The following is a 24,971-nucleotide window of genomic DNA, read 5'->3' on the forward strand; positions in this document are numbered from 1 at the left end:
GTTAAAAAGTAAACTGAGTAGGTTTTCTATAAATCTCAAAGCCAGAAACTTCCGCGCAAGCGGACTTAGCCGGTTGTGTTAGCGCACTACCGGCATTTTTGTTCAGGGAGATTCTTGTGGGAGTTTTTCTAGTATTTTTCTTTCTTCATAATAAATGAGGTTTTGTGGTTTATAATTGGTTATTGATTCTGAGGTTACAATCAGCAAATCAAAAGCGGCTATGATGAAACGATCAGTTTTCGACCGCTCACTTTTATATGGATATCATCAAGTGTGAGAATTTTGATCACGTCAGAAAATGATGCGTTCCTGGGTATTTCTCCACTATAGGTATCTTTACCTATCGGCCCCTGATAAACCACATCAATATCATACCACCTGGAAATTTTACGCATTACATCTTGGATATCAGCATTCCTGAATAAGATCACCCCCTTTTTCCAGGCGGTATAATCTTCTGCCGCAACGGTCACTTTAGCAATTTGACCATTCCCGAAAATGGCTTGTTCATTCGGTTCGATAGCAAGCGCGCCACCACTCGATAAGGCCGGCCGATTCTTTCCATAGACTTCAACACGGCCTTCCAGCAGGGTAGTTTTAATTACCCCCTCCTCCTGGTAAGCGTTGACGTTGAAATGCGTTCCTAATACCTGTACCACCTGCCCGGCGCTGAGCACTTTAAACGGTCTGCCCGCATCATGGACCACTTCAAAATAGGCCTCCCCTGACAATTCCACAACTCTTTCGGTTTTCGCAAAATCAACAGGGAATCTAATTGTACTGGCCGCATTCAACCAAACTTTCGTTCCATCAGACATGACCAGTTGATATTTTCCTCCCCGAGGCGTTGACATGACATTATAAAGCAGGGATGAGTGAAAAGATCCGGATGTATTTTTTTTATAAAATAGCGTGCTATCAGCATAATTTTCAGCGGTAACGTTGTTTTGTGTAAACAATTCCCCTTTCTTTGACCTGTCAAGCGCTATTTGCCTACCGTCTGCGAGTATTAGGATCGCCTTATTGTCGCCCGGCTTAACGGTGCTTTTATTACTGGCCAATTCATAAGGCATAGTATTTTTTGCTCCGAAATATTTTTTGCTAATAAATAGCCCGCTGAGCACAAGAACCAGAATTGCCGCTGCCGCAGACAAATAGACCAACCTAAGCTTTCTGACTTGGTTTGTAGAGATTCTGGTATGCAGATCTTCTTTAAGCCGTTTTTCTATTTTTTCCTTACTTCCAAATTCTGGTAGCCAGGGAATATCAGACAGGTCGAAGCTATCCCTGTATTCTTCAAACATTTTTTGCTCTTCCGGCGTACAATTGCCAGACGTGCATCGCTCGTATAATTTTTTAAATTCTTCGTAAGACATGGTTATAACGGTTACTCTTATAGACAACTATTTCAGGAAGAACTCACATACTTTTTTACTTTTTTTAGATTTTTTTACACATACCTTGAATGGCATCCCCAGAAACCGTCCACAATTAAAGTTTGTTATTAAATTGCGAGGTTGAAGTGTACATTTAAGACCAACTAAAATGAACCACCCCTTACCAACAGACGAAGAATTATTTGAAGCAGTTAAGCGCAATGACAAAAAAGCGTTTAACTTGTTGTATGCACGGTATTGGGCATTAATCTATAAAAAAACTTTTTCTTACCTGCATGATACCGATGCCTGTATGGCTATCGTCAACGATATTTTTGTTAACATCTGGGAAAAGAGAGAAGCGCTGAACATTATCACTTTCAAAAATTATCTGACTTCTGCTGCCCGCTACCGGGTGTACAATTTCATCAAAGCGAATCATGCTTCTCCCCTAACCTATGTTCAGGATTATCAAAAATTGGATGATTTGAGTGTAGTATATAATCATGCTGAAAGCAATATCCAGACAATCGAATTAAGCAGCGACTTGGAGAAATTGCTGGACAGGCTGCCTGCGCGATGCAGGGAAATATTTTTGTTGAGCAGGGTGAATAACCTGACGAATACAGAAATTGCAGATAAACTATCCATTTCGAAAAGAGCTGTCGAAAATCAAATCTCATTGGCATTGCGATTCCTAAAGCCATATTTTAAACACTATCCGACCGTGTTGCTCCTTGCAAAACTGTTCGTTCTACATTCGAAATTCCCGTTATAGTTCATTGAGATTAAGTAATACAAAGGTTGTATCCTGACGTGTAGTTATAGCGTCTCGCCCCAAGGCCACTCGATTCAACCATTGGTGCGACCATTGAATCAGCTATCCGGGATTTAGCAAAAAAGGATTATGAAAATGCTCCCTTTTTAGATTACTGCCAATTTCGCTTAGTCTTATGACAAATTCGCAAAATTTTAATTGGTAAACATTTACCAACTTTATAAACCATTATATACTTTTTATTGCTACACCCTTATTAATACTAAACATGTACCCGGCAACAAATAGCCGGCTATATACCCTGATTGTTTAAAAATATTGTATGTCTAATCATCACGCTTATTCGGATAAAGAATTGGCCTATCTGTTAAAGGATAGTGATGAAATGGCCTTTACAGAAATTTATCACCGGTTTTATGGCGTGCTTTACCACCATGCCTATAAAAGCTTGCCCGATTCCGAAGCGGTAAAGGATGTGCTCCAGGAGGTCTTTGTATATTTATGGAACAACCGCGACAGTATAAACCCAGAAGATAATCTTGCTGCTTACCTGTATACATCTGTACGAAATAAGGTGTTGAACAACTTCAGGCATTTGAAAATTAAAAAAGATTATATCGCGTCATTTCAAAATTACCTGGATAGTAATAGTCAACCCGAAGCAGATGAGGCTATTCGCATAAAACAACTTATTGCCATTGTTGAAGCAGAAATAACGAAGCTTCCGGCACAAATGAGGCTCATATTTCAGATGAGCAGAAACAACCATCTTTCGCACCAGGAAATCGCTGATCAGCTTAATCTCAGCGTGTTGACCGTTAGAAAACAGGTTAATAACTCATTGAAAATTTTAAGATTAAAACTGGGAAGTAAATTTTTTTTTCTTTTTTTATAATTCATCTACTCCCTACACCTTCCTGAAGTGCATATAGCGTAATAAGGGCTCTCACTCCTTAACCAATTATGTCAAAAAAAGACGCGACAGATCTGTTGAACCGATACCGTAACGGTGAGGTATCCGAAGAAGAAAAAGCTTTGGTAGAAAGCTGGTATGCAGCTTATACCCAAAACGCTGCTACTCCTAAAATTGACGATCAGGAGCTGGAAAAAAATCGCGGTGAAATTCTCCGGCGCGTTCTGTCTGACGTATCGGGCACAAGGAAAATTAATTTCGGCAGGTTGATCAGTATCGCAGCACTTGCCATTTTGATATTATGTGCCAGTGTGTTATTTATAAAATACCGCACGCCCCATCAGGGTCAGCCATCCTATGCGGTTAAAAAGGGTAATACAAATATACCTCCCGGCGGTAACAGGGCCACGCTAATTTTATCAAACGGCAGCACCATCAACCTAAATGATACCAAAAACGGGGCTTTGGCTAATGAGAAAGGTGTAGTTATTCATAAAAACGCAGATGGCCGCATTACCTATGATGAATCCAGCCACAATGCAACTCCCGGGGCCAATGTATTTAACACCGTTATTACACCCAAAGGGGGGCAATACCAACTTGTTTTAGGTGATGGCACCAAAGTTTGGCTCAACGCCGCATCGACATTAAAATACCCGGTAACATTCAGCGGTATAAAACGTGAAATAGAGCTTTCGGGCGAAGCTTACTTTGAAGTAGCCCATGATCAGCATAAACCATTCCTGGTAATATCAAATGGGCAAACAGTGGAGGTTTTGGGCACCCATTTTAATGTGAATGCCTATCCTGATGAAAAAATGACCAGGACCACATTACTGGAAGGCAGTGTTAAAGTATCAGCAGGTGAAATGACCAGCAAAATAAGGCCAGGCCAGCAGGTTCAATTTAAAGATGGTCACCTGGCAATAGCACAGGCCGACATAGAAGAAGCCATAGCCTGGAAAAAGGGATTCTTTTATTTTAAGGATGATGATATTCAAACGGTAATGCGGCAGCTTTCGCGCTGGTACGATGTAGTTGTAAAATACGAAGGGCAAATTCCCACAAGGGAATTTTCGGGGCAAATGAATAAAAACATCAATGCCTCACAGCTGATGCACATTTTAAGTATTGAGCAGATCCATTACCGGATAGAGGGCAGAACAATTATTATTATGCCTTAATTATTAACACACCAGTTATTCATTTTAAACAACATATATGAGAAAAAAAGTACAAAAAACAGTCCCTTAGGCAAATCGCCGGCGGTTAATTAAAACCAGAAACGTACCCCGACTGCAATCGGGATACGCATATCTGAGTTAACCTCCTTTACAGAAAAATGATCTTATTCAGCAATCATCCATTAACTCAAACTTTTCAAAAGTATGAAATTAAAGTCTCTTTTTGTGTCCACTGAAAATCGGTGGCTCCCCAAAAAAATAATACTGATTATGAAATTGACTACCCTCATGATTTTACTGGCAATACTGCAATGCAGTGCTGCGGTTTTTGGTCAAAAGATTAGTCTTAATGAAAGCAATGCTCCTTTAAAAAAGGTATTGAAAGTCATTAATGATCAAACTGGTTATGTGTTTTTTTATGAATCTAAAGTTATCCGTAATAAAAACATTACCGTAAATATTAAAGACGCTTCCCTTGATGTGGCCTTGACAACCTGTTTAAAAAGCCTGCATTTAAGCTATGAAATAGTGAATAACACTATTTTTATTAAAGAACTTCCCGTAACTGTTCAACCATCGAAAACAGCTGATGCACAACAAGTCGTTATAAAAATAACCGGTCAGGTTTTTGACGAAAAAAACAATACTCTGCCTGGTGTTACCATACGGCTGAAAGGCGCGCAAACTGTTGTAATTGCAGATAAGGACGGAAAATTCAATATAGATGTACCCAATGCTAATGCAGTACTTATTTTTTCATTTATAGGCTATGCGACACAGGAAGTACCTGTTTTGCAAGACCGACCAATGAACGTTCACATGCAGCTTGATCAATCAAAACTGAACGAGGTAGTTGTATTGGGCTATGGCTCTGTAAAGCAAAGCGACCTTACCGGGTCAGTTTCAACCATTTCATCGGCCAAGGTAACACAGGTAAAAGGCATATCCAATGTTGCACAAACCTTACAAGGGCAGATGGCCGGTGTACAGGTAAACCAGGCCTCCGGGCAACCTGGCGAGGGTATGAAAATTGCCATAAGGGGTACCAATTCCATTAACGGTGGCAATGACCCATTGTACGTGATTGACGGGCAGATCACCCAGGGGATCAGCGCCCAACTGAACGTAGATGATATTGCCTCTATTGATGTATTGAAAGATGCTTCCTCCACCGCGATATATGGCTCCAGAGGCGCAAATGGCGTTATCATGATCACTACCAAAAAAGGCACTTCTAAGACATCCGGAAAACCACAGGTAAGTTATGACGGCTATTATGGAGTAGCTGATCTGAGACATAAATTAAAGCTGATTGATGCATCGGAATATGCCCAGTTACAAAATGAAGTTATAGCAAACGACAATGCCTCAGGGTTAAATAAACCGGCAAAACCACTACCATGGACACAAGATCAAATTAAAGGTCTGGGTAAAGGCACCGATTGGCAGGATTTGGTCTACAATACCGCGCCCACGCAAAATCATACCATATCTGTGGGCGGCAACACCGAAAATACCCGGTATTATACTTCCTTTGGCTATTTTAACCAGGAGGGCATTATTACCAACTCCAGTTACCGCAGGCTTTCCGGTAGAATTAACCTCGACCAGAAGCTTAATAAACAATTAAATTTCAACATCAGTTTGGCTCTTACCAAAGACACGTATAGGAAAAATAACTACCAAAATGCCGATTATGGCGGTGTCCCATTTCAAACCTTTGTAATGCCGCCAACAGAGGGGGTTTATAAGCCTGATGGTACTTACACCGTATTTACAGGTTTAAATTACGGGCAAACCAATCCCGTAGGCATGGCTAAAGAACAGTATAACCCATCTAGCACCTTACGGATACTGGGAACTGCCGCCTTGACCTATGAGGTAATTCCGGGACTGAAACTACGGTCAAGTGTGAGTATTGACAATGCGGACGTTCACCAGGATAATTACAATCCGCCATCAATTACTTTTGGTCAGCCTGCTGGTAATGCTTCACAGAACTATTCAAACTCCAATTCGTTTGTGAACGAGAACACCGCTACCTATACCCATAACTGGGGGAAACATAACCTGAACGCGCTAGCCGGGTTTACTTTTCAGCAGAACCATAGCCGTTATTTGAATAGCGGTACCGCTTCGGGTTTTGTGAGTACGGTGTATGTGGATAATAGTTTGCAATCGGCTACCACACTCGCCAATCCAAGTACAGGCAATTCAAGTAACACGCTCATTTCGTATCTGGGCAGATTGAATTACAATTATGCCGGTAAATATTACGCTACCTTCACAGCCCGCAGAGACGGCAGCTCGGTATTTGGATCCAACAATAAATACGCTTTCTTCCCATCGGGAGCATTGGCCTGGACAGTATCCGAAGAAGATTTCCTGAAAGAGAACCCAACCCTGAGTAACCTTAAACTGAGGGCCAGCTATGGTACCTCCGGAAACCAGGCGATCAATCCATACCAAACTTTGGCTTCGGTATCCAGTATAAACACTATCCTGAATAATTCAAACACTACCGGATATTATTATTCGTCCGTATCCAACAATAACCTGAAATGGGAAACCACCAAAGAGCTTGACCTGGGTATTGATGTGGGTATTATCAAAAACAGGGTAAGCCTTACCGCCGACTATTACAATAAAAAAACAAGCAATTTATTATTATACGTAAACCTCCCGTCATCAACCGGTTTTGGTACCCAGCTGCAAAACGTAGGTAAAGCTTCAAACAAAGGCTATGAGTTCTCAATAAACTCCCGGAACATTGTTGGCAGCGACTTTACCTGGTCTTCTACCTTAACTTATACCCATAATCAAAATAAGTTATTAAGCCTCGGGATCGGGGCTGATGGGAAGCCAATACCTTACCAATACATCGGTACAGGAGGTAACTGGTTTCCGATGATTGTTGGACAACCTATGAACTCCTTTTTTGGGCAGCAGGTAACAGGTGTTTATCAGACAGATGCAGAAGCAAAGGCCAATGGCGAACCCACCAAACATGCCGGTGATTACAAATTCCTGGACTATAACCATGATGGAGTAGTAAATGACGATGACAAACATGTATTAACAACCCTGCAGCCTAAATTCACCGCTGGCTTTAACAATACGTTTACCTATAAGCATTGGGACCTAAGTGTTTTAATTACCGGTTCATACGGTGCTACGCTGGTAAATGAACTCAGGAAGTACAGCCTTACCCTTAACGGACAATGGACACCAACCCAGGAAGCTTATGATGCACGCTGGAAAGGGCCGGGCACCAGCAATGCAGGTGACAAACCATCGGCAAACAGCATGCAGTATACACGTGATTATGCCAATAGTTTATGGGAAGAAAACGGTAATTACCTCAAGATAAAGGATGTTACACTGGGCTATACTTTTAATGCCGCGCAGCTTAGTCGTATTAAGATATCGTCAATCAATATTTACATAAGCGCGCAAAATTACTTTACCATCACCAAATACACCGGTTATGATCCGGAAGTATCCTGGGCATCGTCAACAGTAAACGGGTGGGACCGCGGTAATTACCCATCAACAAAATCAATCACAGCAGGCGTTAGGGTGAAATTTTAAATTGAACAAATCATGAAAAGATCATATAAAAAATTGTTTTTAAGCATGGCTATTGGGATGACCATAGTCATAAGCGGATGCAAAAAAACGCTGGAAGAACATCCTCAAACATCTATTACCCCCGGTACATTTTTTTCCGATCCGGCCAGTTACCAATTAGCAATTATAGGTTTATATGGCGACATACCGCTGTATGATGGCAGTATGCAGGAAATGCCTACAGATATTTACGGGGCACCTGCCCCGTCGGTTGAGCAAGGTTTACCCATGTACCAAAATGCCCCTCAGCCATATTATTACAACACCCAGGGCTGTTGGCGAAGTGGCTACCGCCTTATTAAAGATGCCAACTTTGTTTTAGGCGCCCTGCCAACCTCGCCGCTTGACGCGGCAACTAAAAACAAGCTAAGCGCCGAAGCCCAATTTATGAGGGGCTACGCCTACTTTTACCTGGTACAACTTTACGGCGACATCCCAATGCCAACAAAAGTTATTGTTGATAATAATCCCGCCAGTTTACAGCTACCCCGCACACCACAGGCAGATATATACAAACTGATACTGAGCGACCTGACCTATGCCGAGCAAAATTTGCCCGACAAGGCAGCCACAGCAGGCAGGGTGTACAAATCGGTAGCTTCGGCGCTTTTGGCAAAAGTTTACCTCACTATGGCTGGCAATCCTATGAAACAGACAGCCTACTACCAAAACGCAAAAGATGAAGCTTTAAAAGTGATCAACTCGGGATTGTTTACTCTTGTAGATGATTATGCCAATGTTTTTCATCATACCAGTTATACAACAGAAACTATCTGGGAGCAGTCATATGTGATTTCAAAGGGCGGTAACCCTTTACAGGGATCAACCGGCACAGCCGATACTTACAGGCCTTTACTGGTGCCTGCTCCCAGCTTTATCAGCAGTTTCCCGAAAGGCGACCGCAGACGGATATGGGGCATACTGGATCAATATCCCGATCCTAAAGTAAAAGGCGGTGTATTGGCACCCTTTTTTCAGAAATACTTTGATACTACAGGGGTTTCAAAAGGTGCTACTTCCTCTACAGTAATTAATCCCTGGAATTTTATTTATATCCGTTATGCCGATATGTACCTAATAGCAGCAGAAGCTGAGAACGAGATCAACGGGCCAGCCAATGCCTATCCATATATCAATACCATTCGCAGGCGTGCCCGGGTAGATAAGTCGGACCCCACAAACGTTCCTGATCTGGCCGGTCTCACACAGGATGGTTTCAGACAGGCCGTTTTAAAAGAAAGAAAATGGGAGTTTGCTTTAGAAGGAAATACCTGGTTTGATATGAAACGAACCAACACCTTCCAGCTTATTCAGGCCCAAAGAGGAAGCCAGCTCATTAACCCCATAGGCCCATACAATCAAACATGGCTTATTCCTGATATTGAGATCACGGCTAACAATATCCCTCAAAATCCACTTTATTAATCGTTAAATTGTACTTCTGGGCGAACATTATCGCGCTGGAAGTACAATTAATTTTATTCTCTTTAATATTCCATGCTAATGCAGTTTTTAAAATCAACTATCCTGACTATCTCATTTATCACGGCAGGTATATTTATGCAGCCTTGCTTTGGGCAGAATAAAATTTATGTTTCCAATAGCGGGAGCGATGAGAACGACGGTACTTTTAAATACCCAGTTCAACACCTGGCAACAGCATTGTCAAAAGCAAGCGGATATGTTAACAACAATGTAGTTGTCATACTACGGGGAGGAGTCTATCCTCAGCAAAAAACAATGGAGCTCAACCAGGGTAATTTTAAAGAACGCTCCCTGACTATCACTTCATATCCAAAAGAAAAAGCGACCATTACGGGCTCAGCTAAAGTAAACCCGGTATGGCAGCCTTACAAAGAAAATATTATTAAAGCAAAAGTGGCTATCGACTTTGCTCCCGATCAGTTATTCATCAATGGCAAAAGCCTTCCAATGGCCCGTTACCCTAATTTTGATTCTACAGTACGGGTTTATAATGGAACGGCTAAAGATGCGATAAGTGAAAGCAGGGTAAAAACCTGGCAGGCTCCAGCCGGAGGCTACATTCATGCACTGCACTCGGGCGAATGGGGTAGTTTTGATTATCTGATCACCGGGAAAGACGATAAAGGTATATTGACTTACGAAGGTGGCTGGCAAAATAACCGCCCTTCTGCCATGAACAAACAATACCGGTTTGTAGAGAATATTTTTGAGGAACTGGATGCCCCTGGCGAATGGTTCTACAATAAAACAACCCAAACACTTTATCTATACCCACCCACAGTAACTGATCTAAAAAAAGCTGTATTTACCATGAGCGGCTTAACCGATCTGATCCATATCAGCGGTAGTAAAGAGAAGCCGCTAAGTAACATCACGATTAAAGGCATTAACTTTACGCAAACAGCACGATCATTTATGCTGGCCAAAGAACCTTTACTCCGCAGCGACTGGAGAATGTACCGCGGCGGAGCGATCCTGCTTGACAGAACGGAGCATATAACCATCAGCAATTGTAGCTTTTATGAATTGGGCGGTAACGCGGTGTTTGTAAGTAATTATAGTAAGAACGATACCATCCGCGAAAACTATATACATACTATTGGTGGTAATGCTATTGCTTTTGTTGGTAGTCCTAATGCAGCACGATCACCTGCTTTTAGTTATGAAACTTTTGTTCCCTGGGATAAAATGGACTACCAACCGGGTCCTAAAAATTCGGATTACCCTCAATACTGTGTAGCCACAGGTAATTTGATACATCACATTGGTACTATAGAAAAACAGGTGGCTGGTGTGCAGGTCTCTATGTCGTCGCATATCACAATAAGTCATAATACCATTTACCATACGCCAAGGGCCGGGCTCAATATGAGCGAAGGTACATGGGGCGGGCATATTATTGAGTTTAATGATGTGTTCAATACCGTACTGGAAACCGGCGATAACGGGGCTTATAATTCCTGGGGCAGAGACAGGTACTGGTTGCCTGAGCGTAACGTGATCGATAGCATAGTGGCGGCCAGGCCAGGTATTCAGTTTTTGGATGTGATTGATCCCATCACCATCCGTAATAACCGTTTTCAGTGCGATCATGGCTGGGACATTGACCTGGACGACGGCAGCAGCAATTACTTAATATATAACAATGTTTGTTTGAGCGGTGGTTTAAAACTACGCGAAGGTTACAGCCGTACCGTTACCAATAACATCATCATCAATAATACCTTTCATCCGCATGTGTGGTTAAAAAACAGTAATGACATATTTGAACATAACATCGTGAGCCTGCCATATGCCCCTATCCTGATGAATAACTGGGGTAAAAACATCGATCATAATTATTTCCTGACAAAAGATGCCCTGGCAGCAGCCCAGAGCTTAGGTTTAGATAAAAACAGTAATTATGGTGATGCCCAGTTTATCGACGCGAAAGGCGGAGATTATCATTTAAAACCTGGCTCTCCGGCTTTAAAATCAGGTTTTAAAGATTTTGATATGCATTTCGGGGTAACTTCCATAGTTTTAAAAAAGTTGGCCCAAAAACCTGCGATCAATCCTTTGGTTACTTCCACAAACCAGGGTAAACAAAACCAGGTGGAATGGCTGGGTGCGCGTTTCAAAAACATTGAGAGCCTGGGAGAAAGATCAGCTGCCGGTTTGCATGATGATAATGGTGCGTTGCTTACGGATATCCCACCGTCATCACTTGCAGCAAAAAACGGTTTAGAAAAAGGCGATGTAGTAATTAAGATCAATGAAGACAGTGTTAATTCTGTAGAAGAATTACTCAGGATATATCAGAAAATCAAATGGATGGGAAAAGCCGAACTTATTATAATGCATAACCAGGTGCCCAAAACTATTCATGTTAACTTCAACAAATAAATAAACCGTTAAATTTTCAATTGTCAAGTTGTAAGGTCAGTACAGGAAACATTCATTAGGTAATGTTTCCTTTTTTATATCCATAAAAATTGTGTTATCATGATCATTCCTGATTAAACATTCCTGTTCAGCGTTTCTGTAAAATGCCCCTTGCTCCCTATTTTGCGGTTAAAAAAAACAGCGGTAAGTACCAATAACAGCAAACAAATAATGGCAAGCAGGTAACTAAATTGCATCAACATATTGGCCCAACTTAAATTTTTCATAAAAAACTCTTTGTAAAGCAGCAGGCCAACGCTACCTAAATAACCAAAAGAATCACAGATATAAACAAAGAAACCGGCATTGGCCTTTATTTTAAATAAGGCTATCATGCGGTCAAATAAAACCACCTGTATGGGTGTATAGGCCAGAAACATCCCCATGCCTACCAGCAACATCCACCACAACGGACTTAATATATGCAGATGAAAAAGCAGGGTACTGCCGCCGCTCATTAATAAACCAAGACCAATTAAATATTGTGTACCCCAAAAACCTTTAATATTATTACGGATAAGCGAAAGGCATGCAATAGCTGCTAACACTATAATCCCGGAGATAGCCTCAGTTATGGAAAAAACCGACTTATTCCAGTTGGGGGATATTTCATTCCATATTTCTACCGAAAAGTTATCCCTAAAGTCGCGCATGGTGGCCAATATGGTATAAATTAACCCAATTAAGAATATACCAAAACCATACTCCTTTAAAGCAATTTGCCTGTCGGCCGGGGTCATGGCTACCCGTTCTACCCGTAGTAATTTATCAGTTTCCGTTGGTTCTGGTATTACAGAAAGCATCCAGACAAAGGTGAGAAACAGCGGCAAAAAAAACAGGCCAATAACCCCCGGCATCCAAAACTCCGAGATCATCGGAAACCATTCATGAACTATGAAATAAACGGTTTTCAATATCCCCGACGATACAATCAAACTGATACTCAATCCCATGGCCAGCATTTCGGTAAAACGCCTGCCTTCCAGGTAACTAAAAACAATACCCCAAACCATACCCAGGGGCAAACCATTCAGAAATAAAAAGAAAAAATTGTACGGGCGTGGTACAAGGCCAAATAATAAAAGTGAAACTTCGGCAAAAAGAATGAGCGAAATAATGAGCTTTACCCTACCCGATGCCTTTAGTTCTGAAATAACCTTTATGCCAATGAATTTTGACACCATATAGCCCAGCACCTGGGCAATGATAAGGATAGCCTTATAGTCCATCCCCCAAAGCGCCAGACCTGCATAGGTACCACTGGTGAATGGCTTTCGGAAGGCGTACATACAGAAATAGGTACCAAAAGCCGCCAGCATGCACCAGCATATGAAGAAAACTTTTGATTGAACAAGCAACTTATTTATTTGCTTCATATGATGGCGATGAACTGAGTAATGATCAGTTATATATTCCCTGTATACTGGCCTCCGCGTATCCACCGGCGCAGGTCATGCCTTTGCCTCCGATAGCTGTGCGGATATGTATCCGGTTTTCTATATCCAGCTCCACCACGTGCTTGCTGTTGTGCTGCGGATAAACGCCAGCCCAAGTTGATGCAATTTTACTTACATCAAAACCTACAATATTTTGCGCTTCTTTCAACATCAGTTCATTGATATGATTGTCGATGTCAAAATTCAGATCGTCGGAATGATTTACATCTGCATATTCATGCGAATCACCAATGATGATTGATCCATCCACGGCTTTTTTAAACAGGATGTGTACACCCCATTTTTTTAATTCGGCATAATGCTCGGGTGTTGTAAGTTTGGTATATGAAGGGCATTCCTGGAATGATTCATACCGGCGGATAGAAAGCCCGGTTAGTATATTCCCCTCTAACTGCACCTCGGGCATCGGAACTGTCCGCATCATTTGTAATTTACATAAGATGATACCGCTATCTTTAAAATGATCGGCAAATAACAATTTGTATTCGCCTCCATTACACACAATTACTTTATCGGCTATAAATTTCTCTTTTGTTGAACTCGTCACTTCCACATGATCGCCAATAACTTCACAGTCAATAATAGCTGTAGCCGGCTTATAGGTGAGTTGTGGATATTTGGTGATAGCATATTTGATGAGGCGATAGATGAGCCTATCTGGTTCCACACTTAATTCCTGCGGAAAGAAAATCCCGCCCTTACAATACTGATCATTTAGCGCCGGCCATTTAACCAGGCAATCTTTTGCCGATAGCAGCGAAGCCTGGTAACCAAAGGAATCCATACGCTCTTTTAATTCGTGAGCCAACTGCAATTCTTCAGGGTCAGACGCCAGGTAAACGCTACCATTATTACGCACACTGATGTCAAATTCGCGCTGGATCTCCTGATACAATTCTGCTGTTTTGATGGCGTAAGGAAGCCAATCGGAAGACATACCGGAGGTTACTACCTGGCCAAAGTTTCTGACCGTCGCGCTTATAGGATACTGATCTTTTTCGGTCAGCAGTACTTTTTTGCCCAAACGTGCAGCATGCAAGGCATGAAACGTACCCAATATGCCAGAGCCAATTACAATTAAATCGTATGTTGATGAATTATTCATAATGATTTTTTACCAGGGCATTGAAAATGTTTTTACAGTAGTGAAGCACTTAATCGCCTCGATCACGCCTTCTTTTATTCCTAGGCCGGAGTCTTTAACACCACCAAAAGGCGAACTCTCTATCCTATAGCCCGGCACTTCATTAATATTTACAGTACCTACTTTTAGCTCCTTCACAAAACGGATGGCATGATCCATATTGGTAGTGACCACACCTGATGATAAACCAAAAGCGGTAGAATTGGAAAGAGCTATGGCATCATTAATATCTTTAAAAGTTAAAATGGGTGCCAGAGGTCCAAAAGATTCCTGAACAACCATTTGCGCATCCCGCGGAACATCTATAATCACCGTTGGTTGTAATAAAGCACCCGTGCGTTTACCTCCCAACAAAATCCTGGCCCCGCGGGCAACCGCTTTGTCCACCACGCTTTCTAGGTATATGGCCGATTGTTCGTCAATTACCGTCCCTACCCTGGTTTCAGGATCTGCCGGATCTCCGCAGGTATATTCTTTTGCCTTTTCAACAAAGCGTTCGGTAAACTCTTTGGCTATATTTTCCTGTACCAGGATGCGCTTTACAGCAGTACAACGCTGACCTGAATTCCGAAAAGCACCTTCTGCTGCCAATGTAACAGCCAGATCAAGGTTGGCATCTTCCAATACAATCAATGGATCATTGCCGCCAAGCTCCAGGATCACCTTTTTATACCCCGCCGTTTGCGCTATCTTTTTCCCTACAGCAACACTGCCGGTAAATGATACCAGATCTACCCGCGGATCCTGCACCAATGCCTCGGCAACATCTTTGGTATCTCCTAAAAGTACGCTCAGCATATATGCCGGCAAACCCGCCTGGTACAGTAGTTCTACAAACCGGATAGCCGTTAAGGGTGTTTTTTCCGAAGGTTTTAGTATAACCGGCGTTCCGGCTGCTAAAGCCGGAGCAATTTTATGCGCCACCTGGTTTAGCGGGTGATTAAACGGTGTAATAGCAACAGCCAGTTTTAAAGGCTCACGCAGCGTAAATATTTTTCGCTGTTTGCCGTTTGGTGATATATCGCAGGAAAATACCTGCCCGTCATCTTTTAAACATTCTATGGAGGCAAACAGTAACACATCATGCGCGCGACCGATCTCATACCGCGCTTCAGAAATACATAAACCCGATTCGGCGGTGATCAATTTAGCAAATTCCTCTTTTCTGTCCAACAGCATAGTTTTGGCTTTATCCAAAATGCTATATCTCTCGTAACGGGTTAATATTTGACCACCTTTTAAGGCTATGTCAATAGCAGCCTGGGTATCGTTACCGCCCGCCATTTCCACTGTGCCTACAAGCTGCCCGTTATAGGGGTTATTAACAGCTAATATCTTCCCGGATGATACAGGTTCACCGGCTATTAATGAGGCCAGTTTGAACATATTATCAGTACTTAACAATGTTTCCTCTTTCATCGTCCTCTTAAAATTCCTCTATGACACCCAATTAATGGGTACCGTTAACTGCAAAATCGAACACATCAAAATTCCGTGGATCGCCCTGCGCCTTCATTTTATATAAACTGTTTAATGGGTGCGAAACCACTAATGGCACCATTTCCTCATACCTGCCGCCGTGTGAGCGCAGGGTTCCGTCCAGTGCTTTCAGATCATGATCGGCAGCTGTTTTTCCAACTACTACATCACGTGCCGACAATACAAACAGGTCGCCTGTCCTATCTGCCGGTTGCTCCAGGATACGGCAGCCCGTTTCTTTATCATACACCTCGGTAATACCGGGCTGCTGTGCCAGCCAGTTTTTCACGTCATTGATATTCGAACCATTTTCCACGTGCACAGCCACATAGGATCCTAACGCACCATGATGTTTTACATAAGGGTCGGTTATAGGGCAAATAACCCTGAAACCTGTACCAAATTTTTCTGTGAGCATGGTTTCGATAAACAATACATTTGGCGAACCGTCGGCTTTTACTTTGGCGTTCATGCCATGATCTGCCGTTGCGCCAATAACGGCCCCTAATGCAAGCATTTTGCCCAATTCAATATCCTGAGCCTCATAGAATGCCAGTGACTCTTCGGTATCAGGTGCATAAGTATGTTGCATATAATCGGTTAACGATAGGTATAGAAAATCGGCCAGGCCTTTTTCTATCAGTGCAACGCCTGCCCGTAAAACAAACAGACTGGCTTCGGCACTATAAATGGCCGGTGTTTTATGCCCGATAACTTCTTCGGCATTTTCAATGCCATGTGTTTCCAGTTTTGCCTGATCGGCCTTTTCGGCAGAAAAAGCGATACCGTTCAATTTATAAGAAAGAATATCCCGTAATTTTTCTTTTGCGGTTACCACGGCTACTTTACGCCCTGCATTTGCCGCGGCAGCCAGCAAAGTATCCGCCCGGAGATATTCTGATGAGTTCATCATCACTTCCTGATCTTTTTGGACATCGTAAAAGAAATTACCACAAATGCCATGCACCGCCGGACTAACACCCGTTACAATAGATGAGTTATTGACATTGGTAAAAGATGGTAAAGCTCCGCGCACCATACCACGATAGCCTTGTAATGCCATTTTTTTAAGATTAGGCATGCGATCATGAGCCAATGTAGTATCAAGATATTCATCGGCCGAGCCATCCATGCAGATAACTACAATGGGCTTTGCAGGTGGCGTATATAATTTACCGTTGGCCGAGAAAGACGTTGTTGAGATGGTATTCATTATCTATTTTTATATAATCAAGTTCTAACTTTATCAGTTGCAATGGTAAAAGGGCCGTAACCGCTACGCCCCTTAAACAAACACATTAATCAACTTTACCAGTACTTTTAAAACCACAACTGAAGCCAAATTCTGCTTACAATCATTGTTTAGTATTTATATTCAAATGTAATTATTTTTTGTAAAAAAGTAAATAAATACTAAACTTTTTGAAAATATTTTTCTACATGCGCTTAATACGTATCTCATGAAAAACTAAAAAACCGGCATCCAATTGTTTACTAACACTATATATACTAGAACATTAATGCATCCCTTAAAAAGGAAATTATTTGTGGATGCTCATTCGCTTATTTACAACTTTGATGGTATCGATAAAATGCTCATCCAGCTTTCCGTTAGGCAATGGGCCTGTATTTAACACAAAAGACGCATGTTTGCCTGCCACTTTTTCCATATTATGTATAAGGGTATCAACCGGTTTATATATTTGTTTAGAGTAGTATCCCCATTTATTACTGCTCATATCCATGGCTTGCAATGGCATTTGCTTTAAACGAATATCACTATCGTACGCAGACTGCGGAAAAGGATCATATAAAGCATATACCATAGCATCTTCACCCGGAATGTAAAACATATCATGATTATTGATGATCATACAAGCTGGCTGCAATTGATGAATCAACTTGTAAATTTCTCCAAAGGGATATCTGCCTACATCTTTTGACCAATATCCATCAAACCATATCCCGGCAACCGTTCCGTATTTGGTAAGTAACTCAGTGAGCTGATTTTTCATATACTGAATATACTTTTGCTCATCCCTATTTGGATTAGGTAATTGATGCTTATAGGTTCCCCCTTCGTCTTTACGAAACACAAAATCTGGATGATGCCAGTCCAATAAGGAATAATACAACCATAATTTTATCCCCTGTTTATGACACTCATCGGCCAGGGCTTTAATAATGTCTAATCGCTTTTTTCCGTGATGCATGATTGTCCAATCTGTATATTTAGAATCGAACAAACAAAAGCCATCGTGATGTTTGGTGGTTACAGTAATATATTTAAACCCTAATTTTTTTGCAGCAGCTACCCATTCTTTAGCATTAAAATCTCTGGGATCAAACTGGTCAGCAATTTTTTCATACTGAGGGACGGTATATTTACGCATGGCCCAGGCTTCATCCACATCATCTAACTGCGAATAAATACCATAATGGATAAACAAACCTAATTTGGCGTTATTAAACCATTCCCGGTTTTCGAGATTGCTTTTAGAAGGAATATATGATGATTGCGCAAAGCCCGCCATTGAAAAAACAAGCATTATGGAAAACGCAGTGATAATCTTTTTCATGATGTGATTTTTAATATTCTGTTTTATGAAATATAAAAAGGGCCACATCCCTGCGGCCCTTAGTTAAAAATTAACTAACCAACAAAGCTCTTTTGATATTTATACTGTTTTACCAGCCCGGATTTTGTGTTAACTTTGAGTTAAGCTGCAACTCCTGGGTAGGCAAAGGGAAATAGTAATTTTTAGGATCGGCAAATGTTTTGACCAAGGCAGGGTTCACCACTACGTTTCCATAGTTACCGTTGCTTAAAAAAACATCTGTTCCAACTACAAAGTAAGCTACGTTTGGTATGGGATTCGCAGGTTTACTCGATACCAGGCCAACATCAGGCACCCCATCGCCATTCATATCAAAAATACCTGTAGATGGGAAGTACATGCCATAAAAGGTCTTGGCTAACAATGCACCATTTTTCCACCGCATGAGATCATCATAACGAAATCCTTCACCTGCCAACTCTACTCTTCGCTCCCGGCGGATCTCCAACAACACATTTTGTAAGGCACCCGACACATTGGGATAAGCTATTGCCAATACAGGGTCAACAGGCACATTCATCAATAAATGAGGCATCCCCACTCTGTCCCGAAGTAAGTTAATGGACATATCAAGGTCGGCTTGTGAAAGCGTACCCGTTCCGGCATTCGCCAATTCTGCTTTTGCTTCTGCATAGATCAACAGAATCTCCCCATACCGAAAATCTATTCCTGCATTGGTATTGCTATTGTATGCAAGAGCAGTGGGATCAAAATACTTAAACAGATAATAACCAGTTTTAGACTTACCTAATGTATTTGGCCCAAACATATCACCATATGCCAGCGTAGTTGGAGGCAAAACGGTTTGCGGTAATCTGGGATCGCGATTTTTAAACTCCCCTTTAACCATCATGGTATCGTAACCTGGCACTTGAGTAAAGGGAGTGCCATTGCTGGTAAGATAAGTATTCATACAATCCTTTGTCATACCCATACCGTCAGACCTGATAGCCGCATCGGTTGCTGAATAAACATGAAGAGTACTACTGTAATATGTACCTAATATTACTTCAGCCCCTTGCGGATCTCCCGGATTATAAAATAAAAATAAGTTCTGATAGTCCTGACCAGGCTTTCCGGTAGTATATAATTTAAAATTACCACTTTGCATCACTGCAAGGGCCGCGCTATCTGCTGTTTTTAAAAACGACTGACTACCATCTATTCCCTGATACTTTCTAAATGTCCCCTCGTGCAACCCTACTCTGGCCATCAGTGACAGTGCTACCCACTTGGTAATAGTGCCAGAAGGCCCGGTAGGATTGACATTATTTACGGCAAACCTCAGGTCAGCCATTACCGAATCCATAACCAGTTGCCTGGAATCTCTCGCTTTATATAAATCAGCAATGTCATTTGGCGCTATAGCCCTTCCATACCAGGGCACAGCACCAAAGCGCTTTACTTTATCAAAATAAAACCAGGCCCTAAAAAATCTGGCCACCCCTACATAATGATTTTTTACAGTCTGTGGTGCGTTTGCTTTTTGATAATTCTGTAAAAAATAGTTCACAGTTTTTAAATAAGTCCACGTCCAGCCTGCCTGACTGGCAGTGCTTGGCAATACCAGCTGACCAGCCACTACTTTATTAAAAGGAAAGTTCTCGGTATTATCACTTTGCACATCTCCCGCTCTATAGGAATCACCTAATAATTGTGAGGGAAGAGTGGGGACATAAGAATAAAAACCGTTACTATAGGTATCTAAATCAGAAGCATTATTAAAAAAGTTTTGTTCTGTTATGTCCGATACCGGGTATCGGGTCAAAAAACTATCTTTTTTACAGGAGTATAATGATAAGATACTTAGCACCATACCGGTTATCGCAATTATATGAAACTTTTTCATTGTTGTGAGTTTGAACTAAACATTAAAACTTTGCACTTATACCAAATGAATATTGGCGTTGGAAGGGATACACTTTCCCTGAGCCCCAGCTACCACCCAATCCTTCCGGGTCAAAACCTTGCGGTAGATGATCTGATTCCCAAAGGTCCTCTCCGCTAAAATATACCCGCAAGCGGTCAACACCTATTTTTTTTAATTGAGGGAGGGAGAACGAATACCCAACGGTTAAATTTTTAAGACGGACATAAGCAGCGCTGTAGAGGTACCTGGTTTGAGGAACTGCAAGATCATACCATGCTCCGGCATCACCCTCCCGCCAGCCCTTCAGAGCAGGATAGAAAGCATTCGGGTTTTGCGGGGTCCAGGTGTTATTCACGATATTCTTAGTAACATTTTCCCAGGGTGCAAAAAACATACTCCAATAATAGCCCTCAGTAGGGTAAAAACTCGCCTTCCCTACCCCTTGGAAATAGAAGCTTAAATCAAAATTATTCCAGGAAAAATTACCTCCCGCGCCAAAATTATACCGGGGAGTGGTATTACCAATTACTTTGGCATCACCCGGATTTGCTACCGTACCATCGCCTAACGTAATTTTTCCATCATGGTTGAGGTCGGCATATTGCAGCTCTCCTGCTTTGTTCAAATTATAATATCCCATAAGCGCGGATTGATCTGGCGCTGCTTTCGCGGCGGCATCTGTTTGAAATATCCCTAAGTCTGTTAGCCCCCATATATCACCCACGTGTTGCCCAACATAATAACCACCTCCTTGCCAGTATTTTGTAGGATTGTTATACCGGGTAATTATTGACTGAGAGTCCCAAACATTCGCCCGCAAACTATAGTTAAATGGTCTTCCTGCTAAGTCAAATTTATCGTTATAGGTAAGGCTCAGGTCCCATCCCCGCGTTCTTTGATCGGCAGCATTCTCTTTAGGCTGGCTTGCTCCTAAGACGGCCGGGAGTTGAAATCCCGCCGTTATCATATTTTTGGTATCGCGCTGATATATGTTAAAGGAAACATCCAGTTTGTGAAACAGGCTAAAATCTACACCTGCAACAGAATTATAAATTTTCTCCCAGGTAAGTGACGGAGATACTAAATTAGGTGGAGTAACGGTCACGGGTTGAGCACCACCTAATAGATTGGTGGTTGTGCCATGTCCAAGCAGCGGAATAAACTGGTAATTCCCTAAATTCTGGTCATTTCCCAAGGTGCCATAAGAGGCACGAAGCTTCAAATTATCAACTACACCAGTGAGGCTTTTAAAGAATGGCTCTTCCGATACCCTCCATCCCAGGGAAACGGAAGGAAGAAATGTATACTGTTGGGTGATCGGAAAACGGGAAGATCCGTCATAGCGTCCATCTAACTCCAACAGATATTTATTGTCATTGCTATAATTCAAACGTGAGAAAGCTCCCCTGGTAGCCCATTGATAACCAGATCCACCAACCTGGGGTGTTGCTCCTGTTGTTCCCCCAAGATAGCCTACGCTATTGGTAATCAAATTATTGTTAAGCGCAGAAAAGGTATTAAAGCTATTCTTCTCCTGATTGAAACCAATCATCCCCTTAAAGTAATGCTTACCAAAAGTTTTTTCATATTCTGTATAAATATTGATGATCTGATAAGAATTATCGTCGGCATATGCTGATGCATTGGAGTGACCTGCATAGAACACCTGTTGATTTGGCCCGTTTTCATACGGAACAACTAATTGAGATGCCTGATTGTAATCATTGGTGGCTCTGAAGGTATAATCACCTTTAATTCTCCAGGCATTATTAAAAAACGAAGTTGTAAAACCAATAGTGTTTTGTGGTTGATTAGTCACCGTATTGCTACGAGCTCCATTTTTTAAAAAACCTATATAAGCTCCCGCAGAGGTATATGACCCATCTGGGTTGGTAACAGGAACTAATGTATTAGCGCGGCCAATGGAGTGATAAAGATCGCCTGACGTCCAATCAGATGTCCATAAAGAAGGCTGATTATAAATGATACGATTGTATGCTGTGTTCGTATAAACACTCAGCCAGCTTGTAACCTTCATATCCAGTTTCGCACGAATATTGAACCTGTTATAATAGTCGGCATTATCACGAAACACCCCATTCTGGTTACTATAACCAGCTGAAAAATAATAAGTGATCCGATCGCCTCCGCCACTCACCGTTACATTATGGAGCTGGCTTGTGTTAATGGGTTTATATAGGTCAGTGAACCAATTATTGCCGGCTGCATAAATATAATTAGCCGGGTCGGCAGGATCGGCAGTTGCCGCTGGGAGGCTGGGATCTTTTGACCGCGCGTTGGCATAAGCCACGGTTGCGCTATTAAATAAGTTCACGCCATAGTATGAATAGTAAGCCTGGTTCTTATAATCAACTACAGTGGCCGGGTCGGTTACCACATCTGGCAGATTAGTTATCTTATGCAGCGAATAATTCATACTATAGGTAACCTTTGGAGTTCCCGTTTTCCCCGACTTTGTTGTGATCAATACCACTCCAAATGCAGCTCTGGAACCGTAAACAGCCGAGGAGGCAGCATCCTTAAGTACGCTTACACTGGCTACATCATCAGGATTAATATTGCTAACATCACTGGTTACAATATTATCAACCAATATCAGCGGCCCGCCTCCATTAATAGAAGTAAATCCCCATATATTAAAGGATGGTGCAGCGCCGGGTTGGCCGCTCGGAGAAGTTACCGTTAAACCTGGCAACATCCCCTGCAACCCTCTTCCAACATTGGGTATGGGCCGATCTTCCAACACAGCACCACTGATGGTATTTACGGCCCCTGTTAGGTTAGCCTTTTTCTGACTGCCATATCCAACTACAACAACTTCATTTAAACTGCTTGATGAAGCTTTCATCACTACATTCAGATTGGCACCGTTTACCGACACCTCCTGCGTAACGTACCCAACAAAGCTAAAAATCAGAACATCCTCTTTATTGGGAGTCGTGATATGAAAATTACCCTGCGAGTCGGTAACTGTACCAGTTGATTTACCCAGCTTTGATTTGATGATAACACCAGGTAAGGGTTTATTACTATCATCGGTTACCGTACCGGTAACCTTACTTTGGGCATAGGCAACATCCAAAGCCAGCAGCCATACCACTACCGTGATCAGGCCATACTTGAACAAGTAAAAAGTCTTCATTTTTTAACAGTTTAAATTTTAAGTTTTGTTTAGTATTTATACAATTATAGACATTATTTGTAAACAAAAAGTAAAGTAATATTAAACTTTTTAAATGAAATATCATTTATCTATAAACTAAATCGTTTTGCAAATACAGTTAAGGATGATTTTTAAAATAAAGTATAGATAACTGTAATTAACAATTTACAAGTAAATTAATTACACAAACGTTTGTGTAAATTATAAACACAAGAGAAAGAAGATCATTTAACTCACACGAAACAACTGTTTAATTGTTTATAAATACTAAAGAAAAATAAAATCAACAAAACAAAGAAATTTACACCATTTTTTAGATAAAATACATCATGATAAATACAGCAAATTATAGGCTTGAGGAGTACTTTTTTTCGAAAAAAAGAGCAGACGTTGAAGATATCAGAGATGTAGCGTGAGCAGAATACCTATTAAAATAGCCGACAAAGGCGGCTTCTCTCAAAATTTGGGATGGAGGTATAAAAAAGGTCCGTATTTAAATACGGACCTTTTTCTAATGCTATTTGACGTGGGTTAGGTACTATCAATCGTTCGAGATGAAATAATAAACTACCAGCATGATGGCTTCAGAATCGCCAATGTTAGATAAATTGTGCCCCAAGCGTCCGTCAAAGAAAATGGAATCCCCTTCTTCCAAAACATAGCTTTTATCTTCTATCAGGTATTCAATTTTACCTTTAATCAGATATTTGTATTCAAAAGCATCGGTAACCACCATTTTATTGCGGCGAGCACCTTTCTTAAGTTCTAACAACACAAAATCAACAGGGCCTCCCTTTATATTGCGCGTAAGCATTCTTTGGTAGCTAAAACCTTTGGAGGCTTCTTTTTGAATAGGACTGTATTCTGATGAGCGGATAACGAATACTTTTTCCTGGTGACCACCGGATGAAAGGTCCTTAAAAAATTCCGTCAGGTCGAGATTTAACGATTGAACGATATTCATCAATACTGGAAGTGAGGGTATAGTACGGTTATTTTCAATCTGGGATATTAATCCTTTACTAACACCTGCTTTATCTGCCAGTTCCTGAATGGTTATGCGTTTGTCTTTTCTTATTTCTTTTAAACGGTAGCTGATCTTCAGGATAATATCGTCTTGCATAATAGTTACTTTCGCTCAAAAGTAATTAAAATTTCACAATGGTACCCGTTACGCTATGCAATGAATAAGGGCAAACGCATTCAAATTTATTTTGACCGATTTAATCCTATAATTTATTCGAATGGCCACACTGGACACTCCGGCGGAATCAGAAAACAATCAGTAACGAGCCTATAAAATGATGGCTTACACTATTTCAAGGAAAAAACTAATAAATAACTAATTATCAATAATTTAACTACATAAAATCCATAAAAAATACAAACCATGCAAACCCACTTTTTAGCAAAATAGCCCTATTTAAAC

General features: G+C 41.4%; 15 protein-coding genes. 6 read left to right on the forward strand and 9 right to left on the reverse strand.

The window, feature by feature from the left end:
- Positions 1-218: 218 nt before the first annotated feature.
- Entirely contained in the window at positions 219-1,376 is a 1,158-nt protein-coding gene (locus ACTJKG_RS15210) for a FecR family protein (protein WP_440739707.1), read from the reverse strand.
- A 169-nt stretch (positions 1,377-1,545) separates the two neighbouring features.
- Here ACTJKG_RS15210 and ACTJKG_RS15215 point away from each other — a divergent pair, with 169 nt between their 5' ends.
- The 6 genes from ACTJKG_RS15215 (at position 1,546) to ACTJKG_RS15240 (ending at position 11,751) form a co-directional block, all read left to right on the forward strand.
- Positions 1,546-2,154: an RNA polymerase sigma factor gene (locus tag ACTJKG_RS15215; protein ID WP_172337363.1), complete on the forward strand. Its 609-nt coding sequence runs from the start codon at positions 1,546-1,548 to the stop codon at positions 2,152-2,154.
- 322 nt (positions 2,155-2,476) lie between these two features.
- Positions 2,477-3,049, forward strand: a complete 573-nt coding sequence (locus ACTJKG_RS15220) for an RNA polymerase sigma-70 factor (RefSeq protein WP_172337364.1) — start codon at positions 2,477-2,479, stop codon at positions 3,047-3,049.
- Positions 3,050-3,117: 68 nt separating this feature from the next.
- Positions 3,118-4,251, forward strand: a complete 1,134-nt coding sequence (locus ACTJKG_RS15225) for a FecR family protein (RefSeq protein WP_440739708.1) — start codon at positions 3,118-3,120, stop codon at positions 4,249-4,251.
- A gap of 270 nt (positions 4,252-4,521) precedes the next feature.
- Positions 4,522-7,842 carry a TonB-dependent receptor gene (locus ACTJKG_RS15230; RefSeq protein WP_440739709.1) on the forward strand — a complete coding sequence of 1,107 codons (3,321 nt, stop codon included), beginning with the start codon at positions 4,522-4,524 and terminating at the stop codon, positions 7,840-7,842.
- Between the two features lie 12 nt (positions 7,843-7,854).
- Positions 7,855-9,306, forward strand: coding sequence for a RagB/SusD family nutrient uptake outer membrane protein (locus tag ACTJKG_RS15235; RefSeq protein WP_440739710.1), 1,452 nt, complete (start codon positions 7,855-7,857; stop codon positions 9,304-9,306).
- Between the two features lie 78 nt (positions 9,307-9,384).
- Positions 9,385-11,751 carry a right-handed parallel beta-helix repeat-containing protein gene (locus ACTJKG_RS15240; RefSeq protein ID WP_440739711.1) on the forward strand — a complete coding sequence of 789 codons (2,367 nt, stop codon included), beginning with the start codon at positions 9,385-9,387 and terminating at the stop codon, positions 11,749-11,751.
- Between the two features lie 113 nt (positions 11,752-11,864).
- Here ACTJKG_RS15240 and ACTJKG_RS15245 read toward each other — a convergent pair whose 3' ends face one another.
- The 8 genes from ACTJKG_RS15245 to ACTJKG_RS15280 form a co-directional block, all read right to left on the reverse strand.
- Positions 11,865-13,166, reverse strand: coding sequence for a DUF5690 family protein (locus tag ACTJKG_RS15245; protein ID WP_440739712.1), 1,302 nt, complete (start codon positions 13,164-13,166; stop codon positions 11,865-11,867).
- Between the two features lie 25 nt (positions 13,167-13,191).
- Positions 13,192-14,352 carry a TIGR03364 family FAD-dependent oxidoreductase gene (locus ACTJKG_RS15250; RefSeq protein WP_440739713.1) on the reverse strand — a complete coding sequence of 387 codons (1,161 nt, stop codon included), beginning with the start codon at positions 14,350-14,352 and terminating at the stop codon, positions 13,192-13,194.
- 9 nt (positions 14,353-14,361) lie between these two features.
- Positions 14,362-15,810: a phosphonoacetaldehyde dehydrogenase gene (gene phnY / locus ACTJKG_RS15255; protein ID WP_440739714.1), complete on the reverse strand. Its 1,449-nt coding sequence runs from the start codon at positions 15,808-15,810 to the stop codon at positions 14,362-14,364.
- A gap of 31 nt (positions 15,811-15,841) precedes the next feature.
- A complete protein-coding gene (phnA, locus tag ACTJKG_RS15260; RefSeq protein WP_440739715.1) occupies positions 15,842-17,083 on the reverse strand; it encodes a phosphonoacetate hydrolase in 1,242 nt (413 codons plus the stop codon).
- A gap of 328 nt (positions 17,084-17,411) precedes the next feature.
- On the reverse strand, positions 17,412-18,449 hold the full coding sequence (locus tag ACTJKG_RS15265; protein ID WP_172337370.1) for an alpha-L-fucosidase: 1,038 nt from the start codon (positions 18,447-18,449) through the stop codon (positions 17,412-17,414).
- A 109-nt stretch (positions 18,450-18,558) separates the two neighbouring features.
- Complete coding sequence (locus ACTJKG_RS15270; protein WP_440739716.1) at positions 18,559-20,337, reverse strand: RagB/SusD family nutrient uptake outer membrane protein; 1,779 nt, start codon at positions 20,335-20,337, stop codon at positions 18,559-18,561.
- 22 nt (positions 20,338-20,359) lie between these two features.
- On the reverse strand, positions 20,360-23,521 hold the full coding sequence (locus ACTJKG_RS15275) for a SusC/RagA family TonB-linked outer membrane protein (protein ID WP_440739717.1): 3,162 nt from the start codon (positions 23,519-23,521) through the stop codon (positions 20,360-20,362).
- Between the two features lie 562 nt (positions 23,522-24,083).
- The gene (locus ACTJKG_RS15280) at positions 24,084-24,665 is read right to left on the reverse strand and encodes a helix-turn-helix domain-containing protein (protein ID WP_172337373.1); all 582 of its coding nucleotides are present in this window, start codon (positions 24,663-24,665) and stop codon (positions 24,084-24,086) included.
- Positions 24,666-24,971 lie beyond the last annotated feature (306 nt).

The organism is Mucilaginibacter sp. 22184 (assembly GCF_052045695.1).
Taxonomy (GTDB): domain Bacteria; phylum Bacteroidota; class Bacteroidia; order Sphingobacteriales; family Sphingobacteriaceae; genus Mucilaginibacter.